General features: G+C 72.5%; 14 protein-coding genes. 8 read left to right on the top strand and 6 right to left on the bottom strand.

The window, feature by feature from the left end:
* Positions 1-6: 6 nt before the first annotated feature.
* Genes ACTWPP_RS17960 through ACTWPP_RS17945 form a run of 4 tightly spaced genes read right to left on the bottom strand, consistent with a single transcriptional unit; the run spans position 7 to position 2,133 of the window.
* Positions 7-339 carry a hypothetical protein gene (locus ACTWPP_RS17960; protein WP_443105406.1) on the bottom strand — a complete coding sequence of 111 codons (333 nt, stop codon included), beginning with the start codon at positions 337-339 and terminating at the stop codon, positions 7-9.
* Positions 339-1,244 carry a hypothetical protein gene (locus ACTWPP_RS17955; RefSeq protein ID WP_443105405.1) on the bottom strand — a complete coding sequence of 302 codons (906 nt, stop codon included), beginning with the start codon at positions 1,242-1,244 and terminating at the stop codon, positions 339-341. The genes ACTWPP_RS17960 and ACTWPP_RS17955 overlap by 1 nt, the downstream gene beginning before the upstream one ends.
* 57 nt (positions 1,245-1,301) lie before the next feature.
* Entirely contained in the window at positions 1,302-1,661 is a 360-nt protein-coding gene (locus ACTWPP_RS17950) for an arsenate reductase family protein (protein WP_443105404.1), read from the bottom strand.
* Positions 1,662-1,668: 7 nt separating this feature from the next.
* Positions 1,669-2,133, bottom strand: coding sequence for a YbaK/EbsC family protein (locus ACTWPP_RS17945; RefSeq protein ID WP_443105403.1), 465 nt, complete (start codon positions 2,131-2,133; stop codon positions 1,669-1,671).
* Between the two features lie 23 nt (positions 2,134-2,156).
* Here ACTWPP_RS17945 and ACTWPP_RS17940 point away from each other — a divergent pair, with 23 nt between their 5' ends.
* Both ACTWPP_RS17940 and ACTWPP_RS17935 read left to right on the top strand, forming a co-directional pair.
* Positions 2,157-2,927 carry a L,D-transpeptidase family protein gene (locus tag ACTWPP_RS17940; protein WP_443105402.1) on the top strand — a complete coding sequence of 257 codons (771 nt, stop codon included), beginning with the start codon at positions 2,157-2,159 and terminating at the stop codon, positions 2,925-2,927.
* A gap of 272 nt (positions 2,928-3,199) precedes the next feature.
* Positions 3,200-3,697: an SAV_6107 family HEPN domain-containing protein gene (locus ACTWPP_RS17935; RefSeq protein WP_443105401.1), complete on the top strand. Its 498-nt coding sequence runs from the start codon at positions 3,200-3,202 to the stop codon at positions 3,695-3,697.
* A gap of 423 nt (positions 3,698-4,120) precedes the next feature.
* Here ACTWPP_RS17935 and ACTWPP_RS17930 read toward each other — a convergent pair whose 3' ends face one another.
* A complete protein-coding gene (locus ACTWPP_RS17930) occupies positions 4,121-4,852 on the bottom strand; it encodes a GntR family transcriptional regulator (RefSeq protein WP_443105400.1) in 732 nt (243 codons plus the stop codon).
* A 148-nt stretch (positions 4,853-5,000) separates the two neighbouring features.
* Between ACTWPP_RS17930 and ACTWPP_RS17925 the strand changes: the two genes are divergently transcribed.
* From ACTWPP_RS17925 to ACTWPP_RS17910, 4 genes are all read left to right on the top strand, one after another.
* Positions 5,001-6,419, top strand: coding sequence for an aldehyde dehydrogenase family protein (locus ACTWPP_RS17925; RefSeq protein WP_443105399.1), 1,419 nt, complete (start codon positions 5,001-5,003; stop codon positions 6,417-6,419).
* A 21-nt stretch (positions 6,420-6,440) separates the two neighbouring features.
* The gene (locus tag ACTWPP_RS17920; RefSeq protein WP_443105398.1) at positions 6,441-7,526 is read left to right on the top strand and encodes a Zn-dependent alcohol dehydrogenase; all 1,086 of its coding nucleotides are present in this window, start codon (positions 6,441-6,443) and stop codon (positions 7,524-7,526) included.
* Between the two features lie 59 nt (positions 7,527-7,585).
* The gene (locus ACTWPP_RS17915) at positions 7,586-8,773 is read left to right on the top strand and encodes a CoA transferase (RefSeq protein ID WP_443105397.1); all 1,188 of its coding nucleotides are present in this window, start codon (positions 7,586-7,588) and stop codon (positions 8,771-8,773) included.
* Between the two features lie 819 nt (positions 8,774-9,592).
* Positions 9,593-11,017 (top strand): MFS transporter, encoded by a 1,425-nt coding sequence (locus ACTWPP_RS17910; RefSeq protein ID WP_443105396.1) that lies wholly within the window; start codon positions 9,593-9,595, stop codon positions 11,015-11,017.
* A gap of 91 nt (positions 11,018-11,108) precedes the next feature.
* Here ACTWPP_RS17910 and bldD read toward each other — a convergent pair whose 3' ends face one another.
* Positions 11,109-11,603 carry a transcriptional regulator BldD gene (bldD, locus tag ACTWPP_RS17905; RefSeq protein ID WP_021597992.1) on the bottom strand — a complete coding sequence of 165 codons (495 nt, stop codon included), beginning with the start codon at positions 11,601-11,603 and terminating at the stop codon, positions 11,109-11,111.
* Between the two features lie 445 nt (positions 11,604-12,048).
* Here bldD and pyrR point away from each other — a divergent pair, with 445 nt between their 5' ends.
* Entirely contained in the window at positions 12,049-12,609 is a 561-nt protein-coding gene (pyrR, locus tag ACTWPP_RS17900; RefSeq protein WP_443105582.1) for a bifunctional pyr operon transcriptional regulator/uracil phosphoribosyltransferase PyrR, read from the top strand.
* Positions 12,606-13,547: an aspartate carbamoyltransferase catalytic subunit gene (locus tag ACTWPP_RS17895; RefSeq protein ID WP_443105395.1), complete on the top strand. Its 942-nt coding sequence runs from the start codon at positions 12,606-12,608 to the stop codon at positions 13,545-13,547. The genes pyrR and ACTWPP_RS17895 overlap by 4 nt, the downstream gene beginning before the upstream one ends.
* The last annotated feature ends 2 nt before the right edge of the window (positions 13,548-13,549 follow it).

Raw genomic sequence — 13,549 nt, 5'->3', positions numbered from 1 at the left:
CTGAGACTAGACCCGGGGGATGGTCCGCTGTGTCGCGGAGAGTCGATCGTAGATGTCCCAGAGGATACGGTCGGCGGCCTTCTTCAGCGCCGCCCGGTTGGCGTCGAGGCGCCCGCCCCACTGGCGCGCCTCCGGACCCAGCCACGCGTCCGTCCCGCGCAGCGTCTTGACCGGCGCGTCGAGGGCCTGGCGGAGCCGGTCGACGCTGCCGTAGGCGTCCGCGTACGCCTGATGGAGCCGCCGGTACTCCGGATTGGGCCGCTCGTTCGGCGACAGCCGGGCGGCCGCCGCGCCGGTGAGCGGCGGCGGGAGGCTCCCTGGAGGCGGTGGAGCGGCCATCACTCCCTCTCCCCGGGCGTGCGCAGGTCGAGCTTCCCGATCGCCTCCCGCGTGCGCCGGCTCATGTCGGCGCCCGTGAGCACCTGGACGGCGACGGGACGCAATCCGGCGCGGTCGGCCTCGGCCAGGAAGGCGCGCAGCCACCTCACGTCCATCGTCAGGTGGTGGCTGGAAACGCCGAGCGACTCGCGGACGACCGTCAGCTTCGCCTCGTCCCCGTCCGCCGCCTCGAGCAGGCCGGACGCTCCCGCCGGGCCGAGCCGCTCGTACATCTCGCCGGTGTAGTCAGGGTCGTCGGCGTTGGCCTTCAGGTGTTTCCACACCGAGTCGGGGACGGGCCTGCCGTCCTGGATCGACGCCGCCGCGGCGAGCGCGTCGCCCTTGGCGGCCTTGGCCGCGGCCTGCCGGTTCGGGAAATTGCCGATGTCCCCCGCGCCGCTCGGCGTGAGCCGCCCCGGCGATGCCCCCGGCGGCGGCACCTTGGGCGGTGACGTCCTCGGGGGCGTCGTTTCCGGGGGCGCCGTCTTCCGGGGCGCCGTCGTCCGGGGCGGCGGGGTGACGGGTCGGGGCGTTCCAACCGGTGCGCCGCCCGGCCTCCCCGGTGCCGGAGCGGGCGCGGGCGCCGGCGGCGCTTCCACCCCGCCGCCGGGGGCCGGATGGGTGACCGCGTAGTTGTACCGCCGTGTCAGCATCCCGACCTGTTCGGCGGCCCACCGCGCCACCTGGTCGGCCTGCCGGTACCCGGCCGCCGGCACCCCCGGCGGGGGGCGATGCGCGTTCAGCCAGCTCTGGATCGCGTTCTGCGCGTCCTGGAGCTGCTTGACGACCTGGTTGAGCGCGGGCGGGTCGATCCCCCGGAACTCCGGGTCCCGCGCCGCCGGGCCCGTGCGCATCCCCGCCGTCATCGCCCCTCCGGGAGGTCTCCGCTCGACGTGCCTCGACTCCCCAGAATCACACCCGTGTCACTGACTGTCGAGAGCCTTGCGCACCGATTCGTCGTCACGGGCCACGACGGCGGCCTCACCGGTCAGGACGATCGGCCGCTGAAGCAGCACCGGGTTCGCCACCATGATCTCGATCCACCGGGCCCGGTCGCGTTCGAGGTCCTTCAGCCCGAGTTCCTTGGCGACCGGCTCGTTCAGGCGCGCCACGTCCCACGGCTCGGCGCCGATCCGGGTGAGCACCGCGTCCAGCTCGTCCGCCGTGGGCGGCTCGTCCAGGTAACGGCGCTCTGTGTACTCCACGCCCGCCTCGTCCAGCGCCGCCTTCGCGGCGCGGCTCTTCGAACAGCGCGGGTTGTGCCAGAGCTCCATGTCGCTCATTCTCGCGTCACTCCACTTCCGCCGGGGTGCCCCCGGTGATCTTCAGCAGTTCCTCGTACGACGTGGGGAAGACGGTGTGCGGATGCCCTCCGGCCGCCCAGACCTGGTCGTACTCGTCCAGCCAGACGTCCACGAGCGTCCGGATCGGCGCGGGGTGGCCCAGCGGCGCGACGCCCCCGATCGGCTGCCCCGTCGCCTCCCGGACGAACTCCGGCGACGCGCGCCGCACCTTCGCCGCCCCCACCAGGGACGCGATCTTCGCCGTGTCGACGCGGTGCGCGCCGCTCGTCATCACCAGCAGCGGCGCCCCGTCGGCGTCGAACAGCAGGCTGTTGGCGATGGCCCCCACCTCGCAGCCCAGCTGTTCCGCGGCGGCCCGCGCCGTCGGCGCCGAGTCGGGCAGCTCGACGATCACTCCGGTCGCGCCCTGGTCGAGCAGGGCCTTCGCGACGCGTTCGGCATTCGGATGCATGGAAAGCACTTTAAGCTCAGCGCATGCGAGGGAGACCGATCGGCATGCGGAAGTGCGCGGTCCTGCTGACCGCGGCCGTCCTCCTGGCGGGCTGCAGCGGGACGGACGAGGCGGCGGCGCCCCCGCCGCCGGCGAGCTCGCCGGCCGCGAAACCGGCGACGCCCACACCGACGCCCACACCCACGCACCGCAAGCTGAAGCCGGGCGCGAAGGGCCCCGATGTCGAGGAGCTTCAGCGCCGCCTCAAGGAACTGCACTACGACCCGGGCAAGATCGACGGGAAGTACGGGCCGTCCACCCAGATGGCCGTCTGGGCGTTCCAGGCGGTCAACCGCATGAAGCAGAAGGGCACGCTCGGCAAGTCGTTCTGGAAGGCCCTGGACGACCCCGAGGAACCGCGCCCGATGGCCAAGAAGCGCGAGAAGGACCGCGTCGACGTGGACCTGAAACGCCAGTACCTCGTCGTCTACAAGGACGGCGCGCCGCGCCTCATCACGCACATCTCGTCGGGCTCGGGCGAGCTCTTCTGCACCAAGGACCGCGGGTGCCGCTACGCCACGACCAGCACGGGCGACTTCCGGACCGGGCGCCGCTTCTCCGGCTGGGAGACCTCGCCCCTGGGGCGGCTCTACAACCCGGTCTACTTCAACGGCGGCATCGCCTTCCACGGCGCCCTGAGCGTGCCCAGGAACCCGGCCTCGCACGGCTGCGTCCGGATGCCGATGCACATCGCCGAGTACTTCCCGGACCTGCTCGGAACGAACGTCCCCGTGCACGTCAGGCGGCCTCGCTAGGGTCCCGCCGCGGAACTGTCGTACCCCGCTGTTCTACTGCCGTCATGCCCGCTGACCTGCGGGATACGACACTCGTTCGAACACGTTGACGAATCGCCGTCAGGGCGGTTTACTGGTCAATGCGTCGAACTTATGTTCGACGTGGTGCGGGACTCGCGGCCCGCGCCAGGGCGACGTCCCCGCCGATCGCGGTGTTTCGGCGGGACGGACGGCCGGGCGGAGTGAGGGGAAGCTCTCCGCCCGGTCGGCCCGAGCCCCGGAAGGAGGCAGAAATGTCCGGAACGATGACCGCACGCGGAGTCCACTCCGCCGCCCAGTCCGTCCCGCCACCGAGCCCGCGCCACCGCCCGCTGCCCGCGCCGCGCCCGGCGCACACGGCGGTCGGCCAGCTGCATGCCGCCCGCATGGGCCTCGCAGAGGCCGCCGAGGCCACCTCGCCCGCCGTCCGCTACGTCTGCGCCCACCTGGCCGCGCTGCGCGCCGCCGCCGCGGTGCTGGCGTCCAAGGAACCCCTGGAGACCCACCGCCGCGGCCGTCCCCGCAGCGTCTGGGTGCTGCTGCCCGAGGCCGAACCCGCACTGCGCGAGTGGGCCGCCTTCTTCGCCGCCGGCGCCGACAAGCGCGCCGCCGCCGAGGCGGGCCTGCCGCGCGCCGTCACCCCGCGCGAGGCCGAGGAACTCATGCACGACGCGGAGGTCTTCGTCACCCTCGTCGAGGACACCCTCGGCATCGTCGGCCAGCCGACGCTGCCCGTCCCCGAAGCCAGCTAGCCCCTCCGGAGGCCGTCCCACCTCCCCGGGACCGGCCTCCCGCCGGAGGCCGGGGCGACCGTCCCGCCAACCTCACCACAGGGCGGCGGCCCCGGCCTCCGACGGCCCTCGGGCGATCGCGCCGGCGGCGGCCGCAACCCCCCGAGCCGGCCCCGCCGGCGCGATCCCACCCCTGCGAACCACCCGCCATGTGCCACCGCGCGCCATCACGCGGCCGCGCGCCATCGCGCGCCATCGCGCGGCCTCGCACCATCGCGCGGCCTCGCGTCGCCCCGTCGCGTCGCGTCGCGCGATCGCGTCGCAGTGCCGCAGTGCGGCGTCGCGATCGTGCCGCCGTGCTGCGCCGTGCCGCTTCGCGGGCTCGGGGTCGGCGTGCTGCTCGGATGATGGTCTGGGGTGTTCGGCTCTTTCGGTGATCTTCGGTCAAGGGCGGTGGGTGGGGCGGTCTCCGTGGGTGGGGGTGCTGAGGACGTCGTGGGACTTCAAGTGGTCGATCAGGAGACGGCCGATGTGCCTGATGTGGCACGCCATGGCGTCGCGGGCGGCGTCGGCGTCGCGGGCGCGGAGGGCGTCGAAGATGGCGGAGTGGTCGTGCGCCGACGCCTCCGCCCAGCCCTCGATGGTGCCGAAGAAGCCCAGCGGGACGTAGTGGACGGTCAGGTTGAGCAGGGTCGTCATCCGGTGGGAGGCCGACGAGCGGTTGATCGTCCGGTGGATCTCGTGGTTGAGGCGGTCGACCTGCTCGGCGTCGCGTTCGCGGGCCGCGGCCTCCAGGCGGGACTGGATCCGCTGGAGGCGCCCGATCTCGGCGTCGTCCAGGGCGCGGGCGGCGCGGGCGGCGAGCTCACCGGCGATGTACGCCTGCACGTCGAACAGGTCGGTGACGTCCTGCGCGGTGATGGGCAGCACCCGGAAGCCGCGGCGCGGCTCCCAGCGGACGGCGCCCTCGCTGTGCAGGATCATCAGCGCCTCGCGCACGGGGGTCGCGCTGATGCCCAGCTCGGCGGCCAGGTGCTCGGTCCGGATGTAGTCCGGGGTGCGCAGCTCGCCGATCATGATGGCCTCGCGGACGTGGGAGGCGACCATCTCGCTGAGCTGATGCCTGCCGTCCAGCACGGGATGGCGCCCGGCGCTCGACGCCTGGCCGACGGGCATGATCTCCCCCGCTCTCCTCGCCGGAACGACGTGAGCATATCGTCGGGTGACCGCGCGTCCCGCGGTGTCGGGCGGGGGCGCGCGACACCACCCGGAGACCGGTGCAATATTCTATAGAATCCGCCGACATCCACCGCGAGGAGCCGCTGTGCGCGACCGAGACGCCCTCTACATCGACGGAGCGTGGACCAGCCCGCTGGGCGGCGGGGTCATCGCCGTCGAGAACCCCGCCACCGAGGAGACCCTCGCCACCGTGCCGGAGGGAACCGCCGAGGACGTCGACCGCGCCGTCCGCGCCGCCCGCGCCGCGCTGCCCGCGTGGTCGGCGACGTCCTTCAAGGAGCGCTCGGAGTTCCTCGGCCGCCTCCACGACGCGCTCGCGAGCCGCGAGGAGGCCATCGCGCGGACGATCGCGAGCGAGGTCGGCACGCCGATGCGCATCGCGACCCGCATCCAGGCCAGGCTGCCGCAGACGGTGGTGGCCGGGTACGCCGAGCTGATCGCCGGGGGAATGCCGGACGAGCGCGTCGGCAACTCCCTGGTCGTCCGTGAACCGGCCGGCGTCGTCGCCGCGATCACGCCGTGGAACTACCCGCTGCACCAGATCACCTGCAAGCTCGCCCCCGCGCTCGCGGCCGGCTGCACGATCGTGATCAAGCCGAGCGAGGTCGCCCCGCTGGTCGCCTACGAGCTGCTGGACGCCGTGCACGAGGCCGGGCTGCCCGCGGGCGTCGTCAACCTCGTCCCCGGTTACGGCCCGGTCGTCGGCGAGGCCCTCGCCACCCACCCCGAGGTCGACATGGTGTCGTTCACGGGGTCGGTGCGGGCGGGCTCCCGGGTCGCCGAGCTGGCCGCCGGGACGATCAAGAAGGTCGCGCTGGAGCTGGGCGGCAAGTCCGCGAACGTCATCCTGGACGACGCCGACGTCAAGACCGCCGTGAAGGTCGGCGTCTCCAACGCGTTCCTCAACGGCGGCCAGACGTGCACGGCCTGGACGCGGATGCTCGTCCATCAGGACCTCTACGACCAGGCCCTCGATCTGGCCAAGGGCTTCGCGGAGGGCTTCGCGCCGGGGGATCCGCTCGACCCGTCCACGAAGCTGGGCCCGATGGTGTCCAAGGCTCAGCTCGACCGGGTGCGCGGCTTCATCGACACCGGCGTCTCCGAGGGCGCGCGTGTCGTGGCCGGCGGGACCGCCACGCCGGACGGGTTCGACCGCGGCCACTACATCTCGGCCACCGTCCTGGCCGATGTCGACCAGGACGCGACCGTCGCGCAGGAGGAGATCTTCGGCCCGGTGCTGTCCGTCATCCCGTTCCGGGACGAGGACGAGGCGCTCCAGATCGCGAACAACTCCCGTTACGGTCTCGCAGGGGGTGTGTGGGCGGCCGACCAGGACCGCGCTGTCGCGTTCGCCCGCCAGGTGAAGACGGGCTCCATCGATGTCAACGGCGGTGCCTTCAACCCGATGGCCCCGTTCGGCGGGTACAAGCAGTCCGGCCTCGGCCGTGAGATGGGCCGCTTCGGCCTCGACGAGTTCACCGAGACCAAGTCCATCCAGCTCTGAGCCCCCATCCGAGGAGAACCCATGGTCAAGGCCGTCGTCGCCACCGAGCCGGATGGTCCGTTGCAGGTCCGCGACATCGAACTGCCCCCTGTCGGCCCCGGGGACGTGCGGGTCCGGGTGGCGGCGGCCGGGGTGTGCCACTCCGACCTGTCGATGGTCAACGGCACGCTCGCGCCGAAGTTCCCGCTCGTCCTCGGCCACGAGGCCGCGGGGACGGTCGCCGAGGTGGGCGCGGACGTGACGAAGGTGCGGCCCGGTGACCACGTCGTGCTGAACTGGGCCGCCGCCTGCGGCGAGTGCTGGTTCTGCGGCGAGGGCGAGCCGTGGCTGTGCAGCGCCGTGGAAGGCGCCGTGAGCCCGGCGTCCGGTGCCAGGCTGGACGGCGCCGAGGTCTACGCGTGCATGGGCGTCGGCGGGTTCGCCGAAGAGCTGGTCGCGCCGGAACGCTCCGTGGTGCCGCTGCCCGCGTCCGCCCCACTCGACCTGGGCGCGCTGCTGGGATGCGCCGTGCTGACGGGAATCGGCGCCGTCCGCAATACCGCGCAGGTCCGTGAAGGGCAGTCGGTGCTCGTCATCGGTCTCGGCGGTATCGGGCTGTCGACCGTCATGGGCGCACGCCTCGCCGGCGCCGGAACCATCATCGCCGTGGACCGGGGCACCGAGAAGGAGGAGCTCGCCAAGGCGGCGGGCGCGACGCACTACCTGGAGGGCGGCCCCAAGCTGGCCAAGCAGGTCCGCGCCCTGACGGAAGGACGCGGGGCCGACCACGCCTTCGAATGCGTGGGCAAGGCGGATCTGATCCGGACGGCCTGGCAGTCGGTGCGCCGCGGCGGGCAGTGCACGGTCGTCGGCGTCGGGGCCCGCGGCGACGCCACCACCTTCAACGCCTTGGAGCTGTTCCACTTCAACCGGCGGCTGACCAGTTCCGTCTACGGGTCGTCCGACCCCGACCGGGACGTCCCGCTGCTGGTCGAGGAGATCGAGGCGGGACGGCTCGATCTGTCCACCCTGGTCACTCACCGCATCGGGCTGGACGGCGTCGCGGCCGCGTTCGACCGGATGCGCGCCGGGCACGGCGTCCGGTCCCTCATCGAATTCGCAAAATGAGCGAAGCGGTCCGGGGGGCCGGGGGCGTCCCCCCGGCCGTCCCCCTACAGGGAGCAGGGATGGCCACACCGCTTCCGCTCGCCGGGATGCGCGTGATCGAGCTGTCCAGCTTCGTCGCCGTGCCGCTGGGCGGGATGACCCTCGCCCAGCTCGGCGCGGACGTGATCCGCGTCGACCAGGTCGGCGGCGGCCCGGACATCGACCGCCGGCCCCTCGCCCCGTCCGGTCGCAGTTTGTACTGGGCCGGGCTCAACAAGGGAAAGCGGTCTGTCACCGTCGATCTGCGTTCCCCCGAGGGCCGCGAACTGGTCGCGGGTCTCGTCGCGGAGAGCGGCTTCGTCCTGACCAACGCGCCGCCGCGCGAAGGACTCACCTACGAGGCGTTGCGGGAGACACGTCCCGACCTGATCCACGTCCAGCTTCAGGGCCGCCGGGACGGGGGCAACGCCGTCGACTACACGGTGAACGCCGCCATGGGCTTCCCGTCCATCACGGGCCCGTCCGACCAGACGACGCCGGTCAACCACGCACTTCCCGCCTGGGACATCGCGTGCGGCCTCTACCTGACGATCGGGTTGCTCGCGGCCGAACGGCACCGCCTGCGCACGGGTGAAGGCCAAAGCCTGCGCGTCGCGCTGCAGGATGTCGCCCTGGCCACGGCAGGGAACCTCGGCTACCTCGCCGAGGCCCAGCTCGGCGGGGTCCGCCCCCGCCTGGGCAACAACCTCTTCGGTGACTTCGGCCGCGACTTCGCCACCGCCGACGGCCGGGTCATGGTCGTGACCCTCACCCCCCGTCACTGGCGCGACCTGGTGAAGGCGACCGGGCTCGGCGAGGTCATCGCCGCCCTCGAACGCGCCCTCGACGCCGACTTCCGCCGGGCAGGGGACCGCTACGCCTATCGCGAAACCCTCGCCGGCGTCCTCGCGCCCTGGTTCGCGTCCCGCACTTGCGACCAGGTCGAGGACGCCCTGAAGGGCACGTCCGTCCTGTGGTCCCGCTACCGCGACTTCACAGAGCTGACCGCCGACCTCGACGCCGAACCCCTCATGGCCCCACTGGACCAGCCGGGCATTGGCCCCCACCTGGCCCCGGGCTCCCCACTGCGCCTCGGTGAGACGTCCACGCCCCCCGCCCCGGCCCCGACCCTGGGCGAGCACACGGACGAGGTCCTCCGGAACGTCCTGTCCCTTTCCCCGGACCGAGTGAAGGCCCTGCGCACCCGCCGCATCGCCGGCGAATCGTGACCGGACGCCGGGACCCGGCGGGTCGGCGGCGGCGGCGCCGGTAGGAGACCGCCAGGGCGGCGAGGAGGGGCGCCCAGGCCACCATGGGAAGGTAGAGGACGCCGACGAGCGTGTGGCCGGTCGGCGTCATGCCGTCATGGGGCATCGCCCACCAGGCCAGTAGCGGCGTCCACAGGAAGGCGAGGACGGCGACGCCCAGCCAGGCGGGTATCAGGACCGCCCGAGGCGGGATGTTCCCGCCGCCGATGAACGGAACCCGGCGGGGGACCACCTCGCCCCACCGCTGGACCAGGCCGAGCGCCAGCAGCGCGGCGCCCTCGGTGAGCACGGAGAGCATGATCAGGTAGAAGGGTCCCGAGAACCCGGGCGGGCGCACCTCCTGGAAGCCGCTTTCGGTATAGCCGAGGTGGAAGCCCATGGCGAGGCCGAGCCGCCACAGAGCGGACGGCAGCGCGAGCAGCGTGATCGCGTGCGCGGCCCAGTGAGCCCAGCGGGGGGCGCGGCGGACGGGCGCGCCGAGTCCGGCGGAGGCGTTCTCAAGGGCGGCTGCGGTCGTCATGGACACGATCATGCCCACCGGGTGCGGCCGGCGCCTCCCGCCGGCGGGCGAGCCGCATCCCCCGTGCGGTGGATCATTCCTGTGACGGGCGGGACGGCGTCCACGCGGGACCCGCGGAACGCCTCAGTGACGTCGAACACGGTGCCGCCTCCTTCTTGTGAGCGCTGGTGCAGGTACTGACCGGTTGTGGAACCCGGCCACGTCGGTCGCGCTTTGTCGACATATGAGATTGTTAGACTAGCGAACTAAGGGAGGTCCTGGTGTCGGCGCGGGGCGGGCTGGGGCTGGTGCCGCTGCTGGCGTTCCTCGGCGTGATGGCCTACTCGCTCTCCATGGCCGTCGTGACGCCCGCGCTGCCGCAGATCCAGGACGGCCTGGACACGACGCCCGCCGGCGCCGCGTGGGCGCTCACCGCGATGACCCTCTCGGCGGCCGTCGCCACGCCGGTGATCGGGCGCCTGGGGGACCTGTACGGGCCGCGGCGCGTCCTGCTCGCCGTGCTCGCGATCGCGACCGTGGGAATGGTCATCGCCGCCGTGGCGCCGACCGTGCAGGTCATGCTGGCGGGGCGCGCCCTCGGCGGCGTCGGCAGCGGCGTGTTCCCGCTGGCCTACACGATCATCCGGGAGGTCATCCCGCCCGCACGGCGGGCCTCGGCGGTCGGGCTGATGTCGTCCATGCTGGGCCTCGGCGGCGCCGTCTCCTGGTGCCTGGCCGGGCCGATCATCGACCTGCTGGGCTGGAGGTGGCTGCTCTGGGTGCCGGTCGCCGGCCTGGTGCCCGGGCTCGTCCTCGCCTGGTGGATCGTTCCACGCGCTGAGCCCCGGGAGGCCGCCGAGATCGACTGGTGGGGCGCCGTCCTCTTCGCCGCCTGGCTGGTCGCCGCCCTCAGCGCCCTCACCCAAGGCATGGAATGGGGATGGACGTCCCAGGGCGTCCTCGGCTTGCTCGCCGTGTCGCTCGTGACGGCCTGCGCCTGGCTGTGGGTGGAGGGCCGCGTCTCCGAACCCCTGATCGACCTGCGGCAGATGCGGGCACGCGGCGTCTGGACGGCGCACGCCGCGTCGCTGCTGTCCGGCTACGCGCTGATGGCGGGCGGGCTCCTGTTCCCCCTTCTCGTCCAGATGCCAGAGGACACCGGCTACGGTTTCGGCGGGACGGCGACCCAGGCGGCCATGCTGCAACTGCCCGCCGCCATCGGCATGACCGTCGCGGGAATGACGGCGGGCCTCCTCGACCGGCGGATCGGGTCCCGCACCGTCCTTCTGGGCGGCGCGCTGATGACGGGTCTCGGCTACGCCTTCGTGGCCGTCCAGCATGAAGTCATGTGGCAGCTGTACGCCGGCGGCGTGGCCCGGGGGATCGGCCTGGGCTTCGCCTACGCCGCCGTCGCGAACCTCGTCGTCGCCGCCGTCCCTGCGAGCGAGACCGGCGTCGCCACCGGCGTCAACACCCTCATCCGGACGGTCGGCGCCTCCCTCGGGCCCCAGATCAGCGCGGTCATCCTCGTGGCGGTCCCCGGTGAAGGCGGCTACACCACGGGATTCGCCATGAGCGCCGCCGTCATGGCCCTGGTGATTCCCCTCGCCCTCCTCGTCCCCCGGCGAGGGCGCCGAAACCGCGCGGCCCCGCGTTGCGCGGACGACCCGCGCTCCGCGCTCATGATGTCCCGAGCGGAGGGATAGCGAGGCGCGGCCGCCCTCACCGCCGCCCGCGCCGGGACGCGGAACGGGGCCCGGTATGGTGCCGGGCCCCGTCGCGGTGGTGCGGGTTCTATCAGAACGACTCGACGGCGCGGCGCGCCTCCGGGTCGAGGACGCCCCAGCCGATGAGCTCTTCGGTCAGCTCCGTCGGGGACTTGTCATAGATGACCGCGAGTGAACGCAGGTCTTCCTGGCGGATGGACAGGACCTTTCCGTTGTAGTCGCCCCGCTGGCTTTGAATCGTCGCGGCGTAACGGGCGAGGGGACCGGCCTTGTCTTTCGGAAGCTGCTGCAACCGCTCTAGATCGATCACGAGCTTGGGTGTAGGCCCGAGCGGGCTCGGCGCGGCTCCGCCGGGCAGCAACTCGGAAACCGGCACGCCATAGAAATCGGCGAGCTCGGCCAGCTTCTGAACGGTGACGGCGCGGTCGCCCCGCTCGTACGAACCCACGACGACGGCCTTCCAGCGGCCACGTGACTTCTCTTCCACACCGTGCAGGGACAGGCCCTGCTGGGTGCGGATGGCGCGCAGTCGCGCGCCGAGAGCCTTAGCGTATTCAGACGGCATTTTGCGGCCCCCAGGCTCACTTTCGTCGTCGTCGGACTCCGGCGGTCGCCGGAGGGGGACAGATCTGCGGGACCCTTACGCCACAGGAGCCTGTCCCCAGGGATGGTTACGGACAGTGACGGTAAAACGGAGAAGGCCCTAGGTCAAGCTGATTGGAAAAAAGCGGTCGAATCAGCCGGACTCGATCCGGACGGTCCGGATCGTCCGCAACCCCGGCGGGCAGGGCGTGCACGGCTGGTCGCGCGGCCGATCCGCGGCCCGGCGGCCGCTCGAATGTGACGCCTCTCACCTGCGAAGACATGGAGCGGTCCGGGTGCGGGGCGGTTTCGGCCTGCTGCTAACGTGGGGGAGACAAGGCGTCCTTTAAGGCCCGTCCAGTGAGGCGGGAAAGGAGGTTTCGGTGGTGAATGCTGCCTCCAGGCCGGAACGGCCTGCGGGGGCGCGCGTGGCGGACGGTGACCCCCGGCCCAAGGCCGTTCTGGAGGGACCCGACATCAGGCGCGCGCTGACCCGGATCGCGCACGAGATCCTTGAGCGGACGAAGGGCGGCCACGACGTCCTGCTGCTCGGCATCCAGACCCGCGGCGTGACGCTGGCCGAACGGCTGGCCGGGGCGCTGCGCGAGGTCGAGGGCCGCCCGGTGCCGTGGGGTTCGCTCGACGTGACCATGTACCGCGACGACCTGCGGATGCGGCCCGCCCGCGCGCTCGGGCGCACCGAGCTGCCCTCCGAGGGGGTCGACGACCGCGTCGTCGTCCTGGTCGACGACGTGCTGTTCTCCGGGCGGACGGTGCGCGCGGCGCTCGACGCCGTCAACGACCTCGGGCGGCCCCGCGCCGTCCAGCTCGCCGTGCTCGTCGACCGCGGGCACCGGGAGCTGCCGATCCGCGCCGACTACGTGGGCAAGAACCTGCCCACCTCGATGCGCGAGACCGTGAAGGTCCTGCTGGACGAGAACGACGGGCGCGACGCGGTCCTGCTCGGCCCGACGGGGGGTGCCGAATGAACCGCCATCTGATCTCCGCCGCCGACCTGAGCCGCGACGACGCGCTGCTCGTCCTCGACACGGCCGAGGAGCTCGCGCAGATCGCGGGCCGCTCCATCAAGAAGCTGCCGACGCTGCGCGGCCGGACGGTCGTCAACCTCTTCTTCGAGGACTCCACCCGCACCCGCATCTCGTTCGAGGCGGCCGCCAAGCGGCTGTCCGCGGACGTCATCAACTTCTCCGTCAAGGGGTCGAGCGTCTCCAAGGGCGAGAGCCTGAAGGACACCGCCCTCACGCTGGAGGCGATGGGCGCGGACGGCGTCGTCATCCGGCACGGCGCCTCGGGCGCCCCGCACCGGCTGGCCGGCTGGGTGCACGGCAGCGTGGTCAACGCCGGCGACGGCACGCACGAGCACCCGACACAGGCCCTCCTGGACGCGTTCACGATGCGCAAGCGCCTGGGCGACCTGGAGGGCCGCAAGGTGACGATCGTGGGCGACGTCCTGCACAGCCGCGTGGCACGATCCAACGTCCTGCTGCTCGACACGCTCGGCGCCGACGTCACCGTGGTCGCGCCGCCGACGCTGCTGCCGGTCGCGATCGGCACGTGGCCGTGCTCGGTCTCCTACGACCTGGACGGTGTGCTCCCCAAGAGCGACGTCATCATGATGCTGCGCGTGCAGCAGGAGCGGATGAACGCCGCCTACTTCCCGACCGTGCGCGAGTACAGCCGCCGCTACGGCCTGGACGCCGAGCGCATGGCCGAACTGCCCGACCACGCCATCGTCATGCATCCCGGGCCGATGAACCGCGGCGTCGAGATCGCCGCGGAGGTCGCCGACTCCGTCCGCTCCACCATCGTCGAGCAGGTCGCCAACGGCGTCAGCGCCCGCATGGCCGTCCTCTATCTGCTTCTCGGCGGCTCCGAGCCCGCCATCGGCCAGGAGGTCTCCCAGTGAGT

The sequence above is a fragment of the Actinomadura sp. 3N407 genome, from assembly GCF_052245875.1.
In the GTDB taxonomy this organism is placed as follows: domain Bacteria; phylum Actinomycetota; class Actinomycetes; order Streptosporangiales; family Streptosporangiaceae; genus Spirillospora.
This window is presented reverse-complemented; position numbering and strand designations above follow the sequence as displayed.